At 59.1% G+C, this 13,983-nt stretch carries 14 protein-coding genes; 10 read left to right on the forward strand and 4 right to left on the reverse strand.

Annotation, left to right across the window (positions count from 1 at the left end):
- Positions 1–3: 3 nt before the first annotated feature.
- The 5 genes from K1X80_RS00355 (at position 4) to K1X80_RS28000 (ending at position 5,861) form a co-directional block, all read left to right on the forward strand.
- Positions 4–4,377, forward strand: a complete 4,374-nt coding sequence (locus K1X80_RS00355) for an RHS repeat-associated core domain-containing protein (RefSeq protein WP_220172607.1) — start codon at positions 4–6, stop codon at positions 4,375–4,377.
- Positions 4,378–4,380: 3 nt separating this feature from the next.
- Entirely contained in the window at positions 4,381–4,668 is a 288-nt protein-coding gene (locus tag K1X80_RS00360) for a hypothetical protein (protein ID WP_128593294.1), read from the forward strand.
- A 132-nt stretch (positions 4,669–4,800) separates the two neighbouring features.
- On the forward strand, positions 4,801–5,067 hold the full coding sequence (locus K1X80_RS00365) for a barstar family protein (protein ID WP_162947778.1): 267 nt from the start codon (positions 4,801–4,803) through the stop codon (positions 5,065–5,067).
- Between the two features lie 207 nt (positions 5,068–5,274).
- Positions 5,275–5,589, forward strand: coding sequence for a hypothetical protein (locus tag K1X80_RS00370; protein ID WP_120734352.1), 315 nt, complete (start codon positions 5,275–5,277; stop codon positions 5,587–5,589).
- Between the two features lie 8 nt (positions 5,590–5,597).
- Positions 5,598–5,861 (forward strand): hypothetical protein, encoded by a 264-nt coding sequence (locus K1X80_RS28000; RefSeq protein WP_258571536.1) that lies wholly within the window; start codon positions 5,598–5,600, stop codon positions 5,859–5,861.
- 380 nt (positions 5,862–6,241) lie between these two features.
- Here the strand turns inward: K1X80_RS28000 and K1X80_RS00380 are convergent, their stop codons facing one another.
- From K1X80_RS00380 to K1X80_RS00390, 3 genes are all read right to left on the reverse strand, one after another.
- The gene (locus tag K1X80_RS00380) at positions 6,242–6,517 is read right to left on the reverse strand and encodes an HU family DNA-binding protein (RefSeq protein WP_003213368.1); all 276 of its coding nucleotides are present in this window, start codon (positions 6,515–6,517) and stop codon (positions 6,242–6,244) included.
- Positions 6,518–6,707: 190 nt separating this feature from the next.
- Positions 6,708–7,856, reverse strand: a complete 1,149-nt coding sequence (locus K1X80_RS00385) for an NAD(P)/FAD-dependent oxidoreductase (RefSeq protein ID WP_057961176.1) — start codon at positions 7,854–7,856, stop codon at positions 6,708–6,710.
- Between the two features lie 38 nt (positions 7,857–7,894).
- Complete coding sequence (locus K1X80_RS00390; RefSeq protein WP_032856748.1) at positions 7,895–8,062, reverse strand: rubredoxin; 168 nt, start codon at positions 8,060–8,062, stop codon at positions 7,895–7,897.
- A 196-nt stretch (positions 8,063–8,258) separates the two neighbouring features.
- Here K1X80_RS00390 and K1X80_RS00395 point away from each other — a divergent pair, with 196 nt between their 5' ends.
- Positions 8,259–8,822, forward strand: a complete 564-nt coding sequence (locus tag K1X80_RS00395; protein ID WP_057961177.1) for a chorismate lyase — start codon at positions 8,259–8,261, stop codon at positions 8,820–8,822.
- Positions 8,822–9,712 carry a 4-hydroxybenzoate octaprenyltransferase gene (gene ubiA / locus K1X80_RS00400; RefSeq protein ID WP_057440536.1) on the forward strand — a complete coding sequence of 297 codons (891 nt, stop codon included), beginning with the start codon at positions 8,822–8,824 and terminating at the stop codon, positions 9,710–9,712. Before K1X80_RS00395 ends, ubiA begins: the two co-directional genes overlap by 1 nt.
- A 56-nt stretch (positions 9,713–9,768) precedes the next feature.
- Here the strand turns inward: ubiA and K1X80_RS00405 are convergent, their stop codons facing one another.
- Positions 9,769–10,149, reverse strand: coding sequence for a hypothetical protein (locus K1X80_RS00405; RefSeq protein ID WP_057444223.1), 381 nt, complete (start codon positions 10,147–10,149; stop codon positions 9,769–9,771).
- A 152-nt stretch (positions 10,150–10,301) separates the two neighbouring features.
- Here K1X80_RS00405 and phoB point away from each other — a divergent pair, with 152 nt between their 5' ends.
- The 3 genes from phoB to K1X80_RS00420 all read left to right on the forward strand — a co-directional run bounded on the left by phoB (position 10,302) and on the right by K1X80_RS00420 (position 13,958).
- On the forward strand, positions 10,302–10,991 hold the full coding sequence (gene phoB, locus K1X80_RS00410) for a phosphate regulon transcriptional regulator PhoB (RefSeq protein WP_003176964.1): 690 nt from the start codon (positions 10,302–10,304) through the stop codon (positions 10,989–10,991).
- A gap of 81 nt (positions 10,992–11,072) precedes the next feature.
- A complete protein-coding gene (phoR, locus tag K1X80_RS00415; protein WP_178112044.1) occupies positions 11,073–12,359 on the forward strand; it encodes a phosphate regulon sensor histidine kinase PhoR in 1,287 nt (428 codons plus the stop codon).
- Between the two features lie 258 nt (positions 12,360–12,617).
- Positions 12,618–13,958, forward strand: coding sequence for a hemolysin family protein (locus tag K1X80_RS00420; protein ID WP_057440537.1), 1,341 nt, complete (start codon positions 12,618–12,620; stop codon positions 13,956–13,958).
- Positions 13,959–13,983 lie beyond the last annotated feature (25 nt).

Genomic DNA, 13,983 nt, shown 5'->3' on the forward strand with positions numbered 1-13,983 from the left:
TCTATGTCTGACGCGTTATGGGCCGCCCGAATGGGCGATGCCATGGACCACACGTCGATGATGGCCGACATTCTCGGCGGCGTGCTGGAGGTGGCGGCGAACATCGCGATTACGGCGCTGGCCACCGCTGCAGTAGTCGCCGCCACCGGGATCACGGTTGTCACGGGCGGGCTGGGGTGCTTCCTCCTCGGCGCGGTCGTGGGCGTGGTCGTGGGGCTTGCGATGAGCAAGAGCGGGGCCGACAAGGGCCTGAGCAATTTATGCGAGGGCATCGGCAACGCGCTGTTCCCACCGACGGTGCAGGCCAATATCCTCACCGGTTCCTTCGACACGTTTACCAATAACATCCCCTCGGCCCGTGCCGCTGGGGCGGTTGTTTCCCATGTGGCACCGGCCGGCACCGAGCTGGAAATGCAGGCGCCGGAAGAAGCGCCTGAAGCCGAAGCCAGTTACCTGGACATGGCAGGCGAGTTCTTCTCACAGATGTGGCGCCCCACCGTGGCTTCACCTGCGCCAGGCACAGAGACCAAGCCCGAAGACCTAGTGCTTTGCATGAAGCACCCACCGATGCCGCCACAGTTCATGGCCGAAGGCTCGGCCAAGGTGACCATCAACGGTCAGCCCGCGGTACGCAGTGGTGACCGCAGCACCTGCGATGCGAAAGTGGTGTCCTCCGGGCTGATCTCCTCCGACGTCACCATCGGCGGCGGTTCGGTGGTGGTGCGCGAGATTCGCAGCGGCAAGACCCCGGGGGTCGGGCTGGCCGTGACAGTGCTGCTGATGCTCAAGGGGGGCAAGGGCAAGTTCTTCAGCAAATTGCCGTGCATGCTGGTTGGCGGGGCGGTGTCGATGGCCGTCAGCAGTGCCATGGGTGCTGCGGCCAACGCGGCCATGGGCTCGTCGAACCCGGTACATGCGGCCACCGGGGCCAAGGTGCTCGGCGGCGATGATGATCTGGATTTCGTCCTGCCCGGCCTGTTGCCGATTGACTGGCAGCGCGTCTACAACAGCCGCGACGAACGCCAAGGCAGCTTGTTTGGCGCCGGTTGGAGCGTGCCCTACGAAGTGTGCGTCGACGTGCTGCCCCACCCCGAAGGCGGCGACACCCTGCTCTACACCGACGAACAGGGCCGGCCCATCGACATGGGCACCATCCCACTGGGCGGCGCGGTGTTCAGTGCCGGTGAAGGGCTTGCTGTACGGCGCCACCGCGATGGGCCGTTACTGATTGAAAGCGACGATGGTGTGTATCGCCTGTTCGAAGCCACCCCGGCAAACCCGTCGCGATTGCGCCTGAGCCAACTGGGTGACCGCAACGACAACCGCATCTACCTTGATTATGACGAGGCCGGAAGCCTGGTGCGGCTGCGCGACACCTTCGACCTGGTGCAGGTCGAACTGATCCGCGACCCGCTCCACGTAACCCGCATCGAGCGCGTGTACCCCGATCAACGCCGAGAAGTGCTCGTCAGCTATGGTTACGACGCCATCGGCAACCTGGCCGAGGTACGCGATGCCAGCGGCCAGGTGCAACGGCGCTTCGCCTACAACACCGGGCAGCGCATGGTGGAACACCAGTTGCCCACCGGCTTGCACTGCTTTTACGAGTGGGCCCTGATGGATGGCCAGGAATGGCGGGTGGTCAAGCACTGGACCAATGAAGGCGATGCTTACCGGTTCGACTATGACCTGCTGGCCGGCACCACACGCATTACCGACAGCTTGCAGCGTGTCAGCACCCGGCACTGGAACAGCCAGCACCAGATCACCCGCTACAGTGACAACCTCGGCCAGACCTGGCTGTTCGAATGGAACGACGAGCGTCAATTGCTCAACGCCACCGACCCTCAGGGCGGCCGCTATGAATACAGCTACGACGAGGCCGGCAACCTCATCGGCGAAACCGACCCACTGGGGCGCAGCGACTCGACGTTATGGCTCGAGCACTGGGCCCTGCCGTTGGTGCAAACCGACGCCGCCGGCAACAGCTGGCGCTACCGCTATGATCAGCGCGGCAACTGCACCGTCGCCATTGACCCGCTGGGCCATGTCACCCGTTATCGCTATGACGCCCATGGCCAAGTCGTCGAGATCATCGACGCCACGGGCAAAAGCAAAAAACTGCGCTGGAACCCGCTCGGGCAACTGCTCGAGCACATCGACTGCTCGGGTTACCCGACACGGTTCAGCTACAACGAACAGGGCTTTTTGCAAGTCATCACCGACGCCCTCGGCGAACGTACCCAATTCCACTATGACGCCCAAGGCCGCCTGCTCAGCAGCCAATTACCCGACGGTCGTCGCGAGAAGTACCAGCGAGATATCAGCGGCCAACTGACGGCTTACACCGACCCGGCCGGCCACACCACACACTATCAACACAACCGTCGCGGCCAGGTGCGCCAACGCACCGACGCCCATGGCCGGCAGGTGCAGTTCGGGTATGACAGCTTTGGTCGGCTGCAGGCGCTGATCAACGAGAACGGCGAACGTTATCGGTTTGCCTGGGATGATGGGGATCGGTTGACGGAGCAGCAAGATCTCGACGGCAGCGCCAAGCGCTACAGCTACGACCGCCTGGACAACGTCACCACCATGACCGCCCTGGCGGCACCTTACGGCACAGGCATGGCCGTGGTCCCCGAGACGCCGCCCGCCCCCATCGTGCATCGACTGGAACGCGATGCGGTTGGCCGATTGATTGCCAAAACCACCGAAGATGGCCGTACCGACTACACCTACGATCCATTGGACCAGCTTACGGACGTGTCCTTCACCGACCTGCAGGGCAATGCCCAAGCCTTGAGCTTTGCCTATGATGCGGTTGGCCAATTGCTCACCGAACGCAGCTCGGCCGGCGAACTGCAGCACCACTACGATGAACTCGGCAACCTGATCCAGAGCCAACTGCCGGACGGCCGCTGGCTCAACCGCCTGTACTACGGCAGCGGCCATCTGCACCAGATCAACCTCGACGGCCAACTCATCAGTGACTTTGAGCGCGACCGCCTGCACCGCGAAGTCCTGCGCACCCAAGGCCAGATCAGCACCCGCAGCGAATACGACCGTAGCGGTCGATTGCGCTCACGCCAACGCCGCCTTAACAGCCAGCCATCGTTGATGCCCGCAGCTGCGCAAAAGCAGTTCGAGTACGACCCCGCCGACAACCTGATCGGCAAACTCGACCATCAACCCGCGGCTCAACATCGCCAGTTGCTGCACTACGACGCCACCGGCCGGATTATCGCAAGCCAAGACAGCCTGCACGGCCAGCGCGAAACCTTCGCCTACGACGCCGCCGCCAATCTGCTGGACGGCCCACAGGCAGGCGCCGGGCTGGTGGTGCATAACAAGCTGCTGACTTATCAAGACAAGCGTTATCGCTACGATGCGTTTGGCCGGATGATCGAAAAACGCAGCGGCGCCCGTGGCGTACAATACTTTGCCTACGACGCCGAAAGCCGGCTGATTGAAGTGCGCAATGAAGGCGGCAGCGTGGTGCGCATGGCCTACGACCCGCTGGGCCGACGCATCGGAAAAACCGAACATGACAGCAATGGCTATCCACTGGGCGAAACCCAGTTCATGTGGGACGGTTTACGCCTGTTACAGGAGCAAAAGCACAGCCAGACCAGCCTTTACCTCTATGAAGACGAAGGCTACCAACCCCTGGCCCGCGTCGATGGCATCGGGGCGCTGCAAAAAAATCGCTATTACCACAACGACCTCAATGGCTTGCCGGAGCAACTGACCGAGGCTGATGGGCACACCCTGTGGCAGGCGACTTATCGGGTGTGGGGCAATACCGTGGAGGAGGTGCGGGAGCCTTACTTTATTGAAGAGCAGAACCTGAGGTTCCAGGGGCAGTACCTGGATCGGGAGACGGGGCTGCATTTCAATACGTTCAGGTTTTATGATCCGGATGTGGGGCGGTTTACTACGCCGGATCCGATTGGGTTGGCGGGAGGTCTAAACACCTATGCCTACTCACCCAACCCATTCATGTGGTCAGACCCCTTGGGCCTGGCAGCCTGCGCCAAGAAAGTGGACGCCCTGCGTAACGGCCCTCAAAAAACCGTCGTAAAAGTGAAAACTAAAAAAGAAGCGAACGAGTTATTGAAAGAAGCATTTCCAAACAGCCAAAAAGTCAGAGGCATAGGATCGCAAGACGCCCAAGGTATAAGAAAGAAAAACAAGATGGACCAATTCAAAAAGAGAGATGGAAAAGTACGATACAGAAAAGATTACCCCATTAATAAAGAAACAGGTCGTGTTTATGGCCACGACGATCCGAAAGGTACAGGCCACGGTGAACTACCGCACGTCAACATTAAGCGCGCCGATGGCACAATGGTCCGCATTGATATTACAGGTTAGAGTATGAACAATCTCATAGAGGCACTCAACGCTGGGAAACGCCGAGGCTACGAGGAAAGACGTGAAATAGATGGGGCCTCATTTCTATTTCAATACGCCATAAAAAAACAGAACAATCTGTATTACACCTATTTTTTCTCAATAGACGAGTCCCAAATGGAAGTCATTGAAGATGATGAAAACGAAGAAATACTGACATTTCCGAGTCTCGATGAAGCATTGAGTCACTTAATCAGCAGAGGTGCCATAGTGGAGAAACTTTCAGCCATCAAAAACACCTTGCCTTTTTAAGAGCAAAGTGGCCAGCTGATAGTAAGCGAGCAAACTTACCAAAGGGGAAAACGGGACTATTTTATTTAAAGTCCATTACACTCCAATCCCCATGATTTCATTCATAGAAATCAACCTTGGCAGGTGAAATTTGTGAATATAAAAGAGATTATTGAACTGGACTTTTCTAAAATAGAAGGCGTGGATCAACTGTACGTAGCTCTTGCTGAAAAAATCGGGTTCCCTGAGGACTATGGAAAAAATGTCGATACAGTAATTGACTGCTTATTTGGTTTACGCTATCCCGAGGATAGGTATGACCATAATAAATTCAGACCTAACAGAAAAATAACAACTCATACAAAAAACATCACGAACGCTCAAAAACAAACGACAGAATCACTTATTCTTATCATTTAATTCGTAAATTACAAATGCCAATTCAAAGAAACTCCCGCATTAACCTTTTTACTCCTTGAGCGCTGCCCCTTAAAATTCTCAATTATTCCGCCGGGCACAGGAAAAAGCTTAAATATTTATTTAAGATATTTAGAGATAACCTGACAGATCACGATCCTCATTTGATAAAGTGCTGTGATATTCGTCCCGTCCAACACGGAAATTTTTATGCCCCTTGACTTTATGGCAGCAGAAAATCAGAAAGACATTAATGAGAACACTCCAGTTTTTTGCTTGAGTGAATCTACCCATGGCGCTCTTATGGGCGCATCAGCACCAAGAAAAGATTTCCCAAAGACGCACAAATTTTCTGATTATTACGCCGACACAAGTATTCTATTCGGCGAAATTCTACCTTTAGTGACTGAAATCGAAAAAGCGACAAAGTTAAAAAACTTAAACTCCAGCGAATTGAAAGATCTAGTCAAGTTCCTTCAAAGTGCTTATAGCAAAAAACTGAATGTTTTTATTTATTGCGACTAACCCAATTCATGACGGATCTGACAGCACCTAAGCCCGGCGATTTATTTTACTTTCCGGCCCTCAATGCAAACGATGAACCGGGCTTCGTGATCGCACGCTACATTGAGCTCATACCACCAGTGCTCGGCCATTTGATCGAGGTGTTCGCCCATTTTTGTACAAAGATCCCTGCCTCTATCGAGGATAGTAGACACGTCGCGCCGATTATTCAGGCCGATATTCTGCAGCCTGCGCTCTTCGGGTATTCCACGCTGGAAGATACTTTTCAGTGATCCGGGGTATAAAAAACCCAGCTCCCATTACGACAAAATCCAATTTGCCTTTATAAAGGCGAATCTGGATGGGTGGTACCAGCCATCCAGCGACCGCAGAACAACTTTCGGGGATAGAGCAGTCCCTCTGTTGGCGAAGGGACCATGTTGTTTTTCGCGTAATTACTCATCTACGAGAAGCCATCGGGGAAAACGAATGCATGGGGCACTTTGATTTACCGGAAGACTTGCGAGCTGATAGAAACATTGCACTTGAACGTGTAAACAAGGCAGCGTACAGCATGCAGTTGCTGTTCAAGAGCAAATAAAAATGGGCACCCAACCCAGTCGGCGTGCCCATTTTTCATACCTCCCCGCCTCCCTTCGAGACGGTGCCGTGCTTACGGGTTGACGCTGTCTTTAAGCGACTTGCCCGGTTTGAACGCTACGGTGTTGCTCGCCTTGATTTTCACCGGCTCGCCGGTTTGCGGGTTTTTGCCGGTGCGGGCGCCGCGGTGGCGCTGCAGGAAGGTGCCGAAACCAACCAGGGTGACGCTGTCCTTGCGGTGCAAGGCGCCAGTGATTTCTTCAAGAACGGCGTTGAGGACGCGGTTGGCCTGTTCTTTGGTCAGGTCTGCTTTTTCTGCAATGGCGGCTGCGAGTTCTGGTTTACGCATAGGTGAAGCCTCTTTGACGGTTTTTTGTTGTTATGTCCGTGCTGCTCTCTGCTGGAGCAGCGCCAAGGCGCCGCAGGCTCTACTCTGCGGCAGACGGGAGTGAGAATGGCATGCCATTGGTGCCTGCGCCAGTCTCGCGGCGACCTTTCTAGGGGGAAAAAGGTGCTTATTCCGACAGAACGACCAGCATTTACGCCAGCAGAGGCGGAAGTTCCTTATTTAGGGCCAGTTTTTCCATGACCGCAGTGCCCGTCAGCGCGTAACCCAGCAGGCGCCCGCTGGCATCGCGGCACAAGGCCTTGATGTCACCGCCCTGCCCTTCGACGCTCCACACGCCTTCAAGGCCCCGTGGTGGCGGCGAGACTACCAGTGGGCACGCCGGGGTTTTCACCGTGACGGGCATCGGCCCGTAGTTGACCGCCGTGGCGTTGCCCGCCAGGGTCTGGGCCAGGGCGCGGGCGCAGCTCATCAGGGGCATGACGTACAGCAGGTTCAGGCCATCGACCTCGGCGCAGTCGCCCAGGGCGTAGATATTGGCGTGGGAGGTCTTGAGGTGGCGGTCGACCATGATTCCACGGTTGATTTGCAGGCCGGCCGCAGCCGCCAGGTCCACCCGTGGGCGCAAGCCAATGGCGGAGACCACCAGGTCGCATTCGATCACCGTGCCATCGGACAGATGGGCTTCCAGGCCGTCCACCGTGCGTTGCAGGCGGTTGAGCACCGGCCCCAGGTGGAAGCGTGCGCCCAGGCCTTCCAGCCCGGCCTGTACTGCTGCGGCCGCGGCCGGGTGCAGCAGGGTCGGCATGACTTGCTCGCACGGTGCCACCAGGTCGATGGTGTAGCCGCCCAGGATCAAGTCGTTGGCAAACTCACAGCCGATCAGGCCCGCGCCCAACAGCAGCACACGGCGCTTGCCGGCAGCGGCGTGGCGAAAGCGCGCGTAGTCTTCCAGGTCGTTGATCGGGAAAATCAGATCAGCGGCATCGCCCTCGACCGGTACCTGTACCGTCTGGGCGCCCCAGGCCAGGATCAGGTCGCGGTAGACCACCGCCTCCTCGCCGATCCACAGGCGCTTGTGGCCAGGGTCGATGCCGCTGATGCGGGTATGGGTGCGCACTTCGGCCTTGAGTTGCTCGGCCATCGCGCCAGGGGTCGCCATGCTCAGGCCATCGGCGTCCTTGTTTTTGCCAAAGCCGGTGGAGAGCATGGGTTTGGAGTAGGAACGCCCGTCATCCGCGGTGATCAGCAACAACGGAGTTTCGCTGTCGAGTTTACGAAACTCCCGAGCCAGGTTGTAACCGGCCAAGCCCGTACCGATGATCACGACAGGTGCGCTCATTCCATTCTCCTTGTAGTACGTTTCTTAAATTCAGCGAATCAACCGATTTCGATCATTTCGAAATCCATTTTGCCGACGCCGCAGTCCGGGCACAGCCAGTCTTCCGGGACGTCCTGCCACAGGGTGCCGGGGGCGATCCCGTCATCCGGCCATCCGTCCGCTTCGTTGTAGATCAGGCCACAGACTACACATTGCCACTTCTTCATTACTTACTTCCTCAGGGTCCAGGCGTACTGGCCGACAGTCGATAGATCCAGCATTGCTGTGCGGCTCAGGGCGTTTTGTACTGATCGGGGCGCCCAGATGCAAGCACGTTCGACCCAATGTCCTGGCGCAACCCGGCAAAAATCCGGGTGAGCATGGTAAGCTCGGCGCCTCATTAACTGCCAATAATGACTCCCCGTGCCGCATTCGATTGCCGTTCCCGATGCTTGCCAATGGCTGAACCAGAGCCTTCTGCACCCCCTGCCCACGCCTCCTGCCCTCGACTGGCTGTTCGATGAGGGCTCGCTGACCCGCCGCCTGACGCACCTGTCCAACGACGGCTTCAGTGTCACGCCATTGTACGAAGGCTGGCAGCCCCTGCGAGACGACGAATGCGCCGCCCTCGACCTAGCCGCCGCCAGTATTGGCTGGGTGCGCGAGGTGTATTTGCGCGGTCACGGCCAGGCCTGGGTCTTCGCCCGCAGCGTTGCAGCGCGCAGTGCCTTGCAGGGCGATGGCTTGCATATGGATGAGTTGGGCAGCCGCTCCCTGGGTGAGCTGCTGTTCTGTGACCGGGCCTTCAGCCGCCAGGCCATCGAAGTCTGCCATTACCCACGCGCCTGGCTGCCGAAGGCAGATCAGGCCAGTGGCTTATGGGCGCGGCGCTCGCGTTTTGATCGCGGGGCGTTGAGCGTGTTGGTGGCGGAAGTGTTCCTGCCGAGCCTGTGGCAAGCGGTGCAGCAATCTGCGGAGAATGGCTGATGTACCAGCGCCTGCTCCAATCCCTGAACCGCCTGAACCCACGGGCCTGGGACTTCGTGCAACTGACGCGGATGGACAAGCCCATCGGCATCTATCTGCTGCTTTGGCCCACCCTCTGGGCGTTGTGGATTGCCGGCGAGGGCTCGCCTTCGTTGAGCAATATCGTGATCTTCGTGCTCGGCGTCGCGCTGACCCGAGCCGGGGGTTGCGTCATCAATGACTGGGCTGACCGCAAGGTCGACGGCCACGTGAAGCGCACCGCGCAACGCCCGTTGGCGAGCGGCAAGATCAGCTCGAAAGAAGCCCTGGTGTTTTTTGCCGTATTGATGAGCATCAGCTTTGTGCTGGTGCTGCTGACCAACGCCGCGACCATCTGGCTGTCCCTGGGCGGCCTGGCGCTGGCGGTCAGCTACCCGTTCATGAAGCGCTACACCTATTACCCGCAAGTGGTGCTGGGCGCGGCGTTTTCCTGGGGCATGCCCATGGCGTTTACCGCCGAGACCGGCAGCCTGCCGGCCATTGCGTGGTTGCTGTATATCGCCAACCTGCTGTGGACGGTGGCCTACGACACCTATTACGCGATGACTGACCGCGATGATGATTTGAAAATCGGCGTCAAATCCACCGCGATCCTGTTTGGCGATGCCGACCGGATGATCATCCTCACCCTGCAGGGTTTGGCGCTGCTCTGTCTGCTGCTGGCGGGCTCACGCTTCGAGCTGGGCGGTTGGTTCCACCTGGGGTTGCTGGCGGCAGCAGGGTGTTTTGCCTGGGAGTTCTGGTACACCCGGGATCGGGACCGGATGAAGTGCTTCAAGGCATTTTTGCACAACCATTGGGCGGGGTTGGCGATCTTCCTCGGGATTGTCGCTGACTACGCCCTGCGATAACCGTGGCGAGCGGGCCACACCCTCATCACGAGGAGCCCGCATGCCACAGTAATGGCTTAGGGTTTGGCGATCTTCCAGGCCCCGTCCATTTTGCCGTCGCCGGTCGCGTCGCCAGCTTTTTTGTCCATGATGAAGGTGTACAGCGGCTTGCCGCCATAGGCCCACTGGCTGGTGTTGTCGTCACGGGTGATCACGGTCCACTTGCCCATCGGTTTATCGGTGGACTCGGCCTTCAACGGCGGCCAGTTGGTCGCGCACTTGTCATTGCACATGGACTTGCCGTCGGCATCCTTGGCGAAGGTGTAGAGGGTCATCTCCTTGTGATCCACCAACATCCCGTCTTTAGTCATGGCGGGCTCTGCCGCGAAAGCCAGTGTCGGCAGGGTCAACGCCGCCGTGACCAGCAGGGCTTTCCAGGAAAAAGTACGTTGATTCATCGGAACCTTCCTTTTGCGGTTGTCAGGATTCGGACTCAAAGCGTAGTTCAGGACCACGCCTATTGCGCAGGCCAGTAAAATACTGTCACACGACTGCAATAATTCCGTTATCTAATGCGGCGCAAGACAGTTAAATGACAAGAGGACTTAGCATGGTTGGCAGGAGCATTCTGATCGTTGACGACGAAGCGCCCATTCGCGAAATGATCGCCGTTGCGTTGGAAATGGCCGGCTATGACTGCCTGGAGGCAGAGAACTCCCAGCAGGCCCACGCCATTATCGTCGACCGCAAGCCGGACCTGATCCTGCTGGACTGGATGCTGCCCGGCACCTCCGGCATCGAATTGGCTCGGCGCCTCAAGCGCGATGAGCTGACCGGGGATATCCCGATCATCATGCTCACCGCCAAGGGCGAAGAGGACAACAAGATCCAGGGCCTGGAAGTCGGCGCCGACGACTACATCACCAAGCCATTTTCCCCACGGGAACTGGTTGCCCGCCTGAAGGCCGTGCTGCGCCGCGCCGGCCCGACCGATGGCGAGGCACCGATTGAAGTCGGTGGCCTGCTGCTGGACCCGATCAGCCACCGCGTGACCATCGACGGCAAACCTGCCGAGATGGGCCCCACCGAATACCGCCTGTTGCAGTTCTTCATGACCCACCAGGAGCGCGCCTACACCCGCGGGCAATTGCTCGATCAGGTGTGGGGCGGCAATGTGTATGTCGAGGAACGCACCGTGGACGTGCATATCCGCCGCCTGCGCAAAGCCTTGGGCGATGCCTACGAGAACCTGGTACAAACCGTGCGCGGTACCGGTTATCGGTTTTCCACCAAGGGCTGAGCCAGCCCCACTCAGACTTAACAGCCGACAAGGACGCATGTTCAAGTGAATCAAAACTGGCATGGCACCCTGATCCGCCACATGCTCTTGCTGGTCACCGGCTGCCTGTTGGTGGGCCTGATCAGCGGCTACTACGGCTGGAGCCTGGCCATTGGCCTGGGCCTTTACCTGGGCTGGACCCTCAAGCAATTGCTGCGCCTGCACGAATGGCTGCGCCAGCACAAACCCGACGAGGCACCACCCGACGGCTACGGCCTGTGGGGCGAGGTGTTTGACAGCATCTACCACCTGCAACGCCGCGATCAGCGGGTACGTGGCCGCCTGCAGGCGGTGATCGACCGGGTCCAGGAGTCGACTGCCGCGCTCAAGGACGCGGTGATCATGCTCGACAGCGACGGCAACCTGGAATGGTGGAACCGCGCCGCCGAGACCCTGCTGGGCCTGAAGACGCCTCAGGACAGCGGCCAGCCGGTGACCAACCTGGTACGCCATCCGCGCTTCAAGGAATACTTCGAGCAGGAAAACTATGAGGAAGCCCTGGAAATCCCCTCGCCCACCAACGACCGGGTGCGCATCCAGCTGTACCTCACGCGCTACGGCAACAACGAGCATTTGATGCTGGTGCGCGACGTCACCCGCATCCATCAGTTGGAACAGATGCGCAAGGATTTCGTCGCCAACGTCTCCCACGAATTGCGTACGCCCCTGACCGTGATCTGTGGCTACCTGGAGACGCTGCTGGACAACGTCGAAGAGGTCAACCCGCGCTGGAGCCGTGCCTTGCAGCAAATGCAGCAACAAGGCTCACGCATGCAGACCCTGCTCAACGACCTGCTGCTGCTGGCCAAGCTGGAAGCCACCGACTACCCCTCGGACAACCACCCCGTGGCCGTACAGGGCCTGCTGCAGACCATCAAGAACGATGCCCAGGCCTTGTCCGGCGAGCGCGGCCAGATCATTACCCTGGAAGCCGACCCGTCGGTGCTGCTCAAGGGCAGCGAGGGCGAGTTGCGCAGCGCCTTTTCCAACCTGGTGTTCAACGCCGTGAAGTACACCCAGGACAAAGGCACGATCCGCATCCGCTGGTGGGCCGATCACCAAGGGGCGCACCTGAGCGTGCAGGATTCGGGGATTGGTATCGACAGCAAGCACTTGCCACGCCTGACCGAGCGTTTCTACCGCGTCGACTCCAGCCGTAACTCCAACACCGGCGGCACCGGGCTGGGCCTGGCGATCGTCAAGCATGTGTTGCTGCGTCATCGGGCCCGCCTGGAAATCAGCAGTGTGCTGGGCCACGGCAGTACCTTTACCTGCCACTTCGCGCCGACCCAGGTCACCCATGCGCAAACAATCGCGGTGAAGGATTAATCTGAAAATACCCCCCACCGCCGGTGGGACCGGGCTTGCCTGCCATAGCATCTCCTGGGTGCTTCTGTAAGCCCCAGGCGCCTGCATCGCAGGCAAGCCAGCTCCCGCATAAGCCCGCTGCAGCAGGCATTCACGGATCCACCCGGCAGCCGCCACTAGGCAAGCGCCCCTTCAGCCGCTACATTGCCTGACTTGTGCCCGCCCTTGAGGCACAGCCCTCACCCCTTTTTGAATACACGGAACCCGCAAAACCCCATCATGGACCCTTCCCCTGGTATCACCCTCGCGACACTCTTCGCCGATTTCGGCATGATTCTTTTTGCACTGATCCTGGTACTGCTCAACGGTTTCTTCGTTGCGGCGGAATTTGCCATGGTCAAACTGCGCGCCACCCGTGTCGAGGCGATCGCCCACACCAATGGCTGGCGCGGGCAGATCCTGCGCACCGTACACAGCCAGCTCGACGCCTACCTGTCGGCCTGCCAGCTGGGTATCACCCTTGCCTCCCTGGGCCTGGGCTGGGTCGGTGAGCCGGCCTTCGCGCACATTCTGGAGCCGATGCTGGGCGCCATGGGCGTCGAATCGGCCGAAGTGATCAAGGGTGTGTCGTTCTTCGCTGCCTTCTTCGTGATTTCCTACTTGCACATCGTGGTCGGTGAGCTGGCGCCCAAGTCCTGGGCCATTCGCAAACCCGAGTTGCTGTCGTTGTGGACGGCGGTGCCGCTGTACCTGTTCTACTGGGCCATGTACCCGGCGATCTACCTGCTCAACGCCAGCGCCAACGCGATCCTGCGCATCGCCGGCCAGGGCGAGCCCGGCCCGCACCACGAGCACCACTACAGCCGTGAAGAGCTCAAGCTGATCCTGCACTCCAGCCGTGGCCAGGACCCGAGCGACCAAGGCATGCGCGTGCTGGCCTCGGCCGTGGAAATGGGCGAGCTGGAAGTGGTGGACTGGGCCAACTCGCGGGAAGACCTGGTGACCCTGGACTTCAACGCGCCGCTCAAGGAAATCCTTGCACTGTTCCGCCGCCACAAATTCAGCCGCTACCCGGTGTACGACCCGGTGCGGGGTGAGTTTGTCGGCCTGCTGCACATCAAGGACCTGCTGCTGGAACTGGCGGCCCTGGACCATATTCCCGAGTCGTTCAACCTGGCCGAACTGACCCGCCCACTGGAGCGCGTATCCCGGCACATGCCGCTGTCGCAACTGCTCGAGCAGTTCCGCAAGGGCGGCGCGCACTTTGCCCTGGTAGAAGAAGCCGACGGCAACATCATCGGCTACCTGACCATGGAAGACGTGCTGGAAGTGCTGGTGGGCGATATCCAGGACGAACACCGCAAGGCCGAGCGCGGCATTCTCGCCTACCAGCCGGGCAAGCTGCTGGTGCGTGGTGACACGCCGCTGTTCAAGATCGAGCGCCTACTGGGTATCGACCTGGACCACATCGAAGCCGAAACCCTCGCCGGCCTGATCTACGACACCCTCAACCGGGTGCCGGAAGAGGAAGAAGTGCTGGAAGTGGAAGGCCTGCGGATCATCATCAAGAAGATGAAAGGCCCGAAAATCGTGCTGGCCAAGGTCCTGATGCTCGACTGAACCCCTGTAGGAGTCGGCTTGCCGG

The sequence above is a fragment of the Pseudomonas sp. So3.2b genome, assembly GCF_019464415.1.
In the GTDB taxonomy this organism is placed as follows: domain Bacteria; phylum Pseudomonadota; class Gammaproteobacteria; order Pseudomonadales; family Pseudomonadaceae; genus Aquipseudomonas; species Aquipseudomonas shahriarae.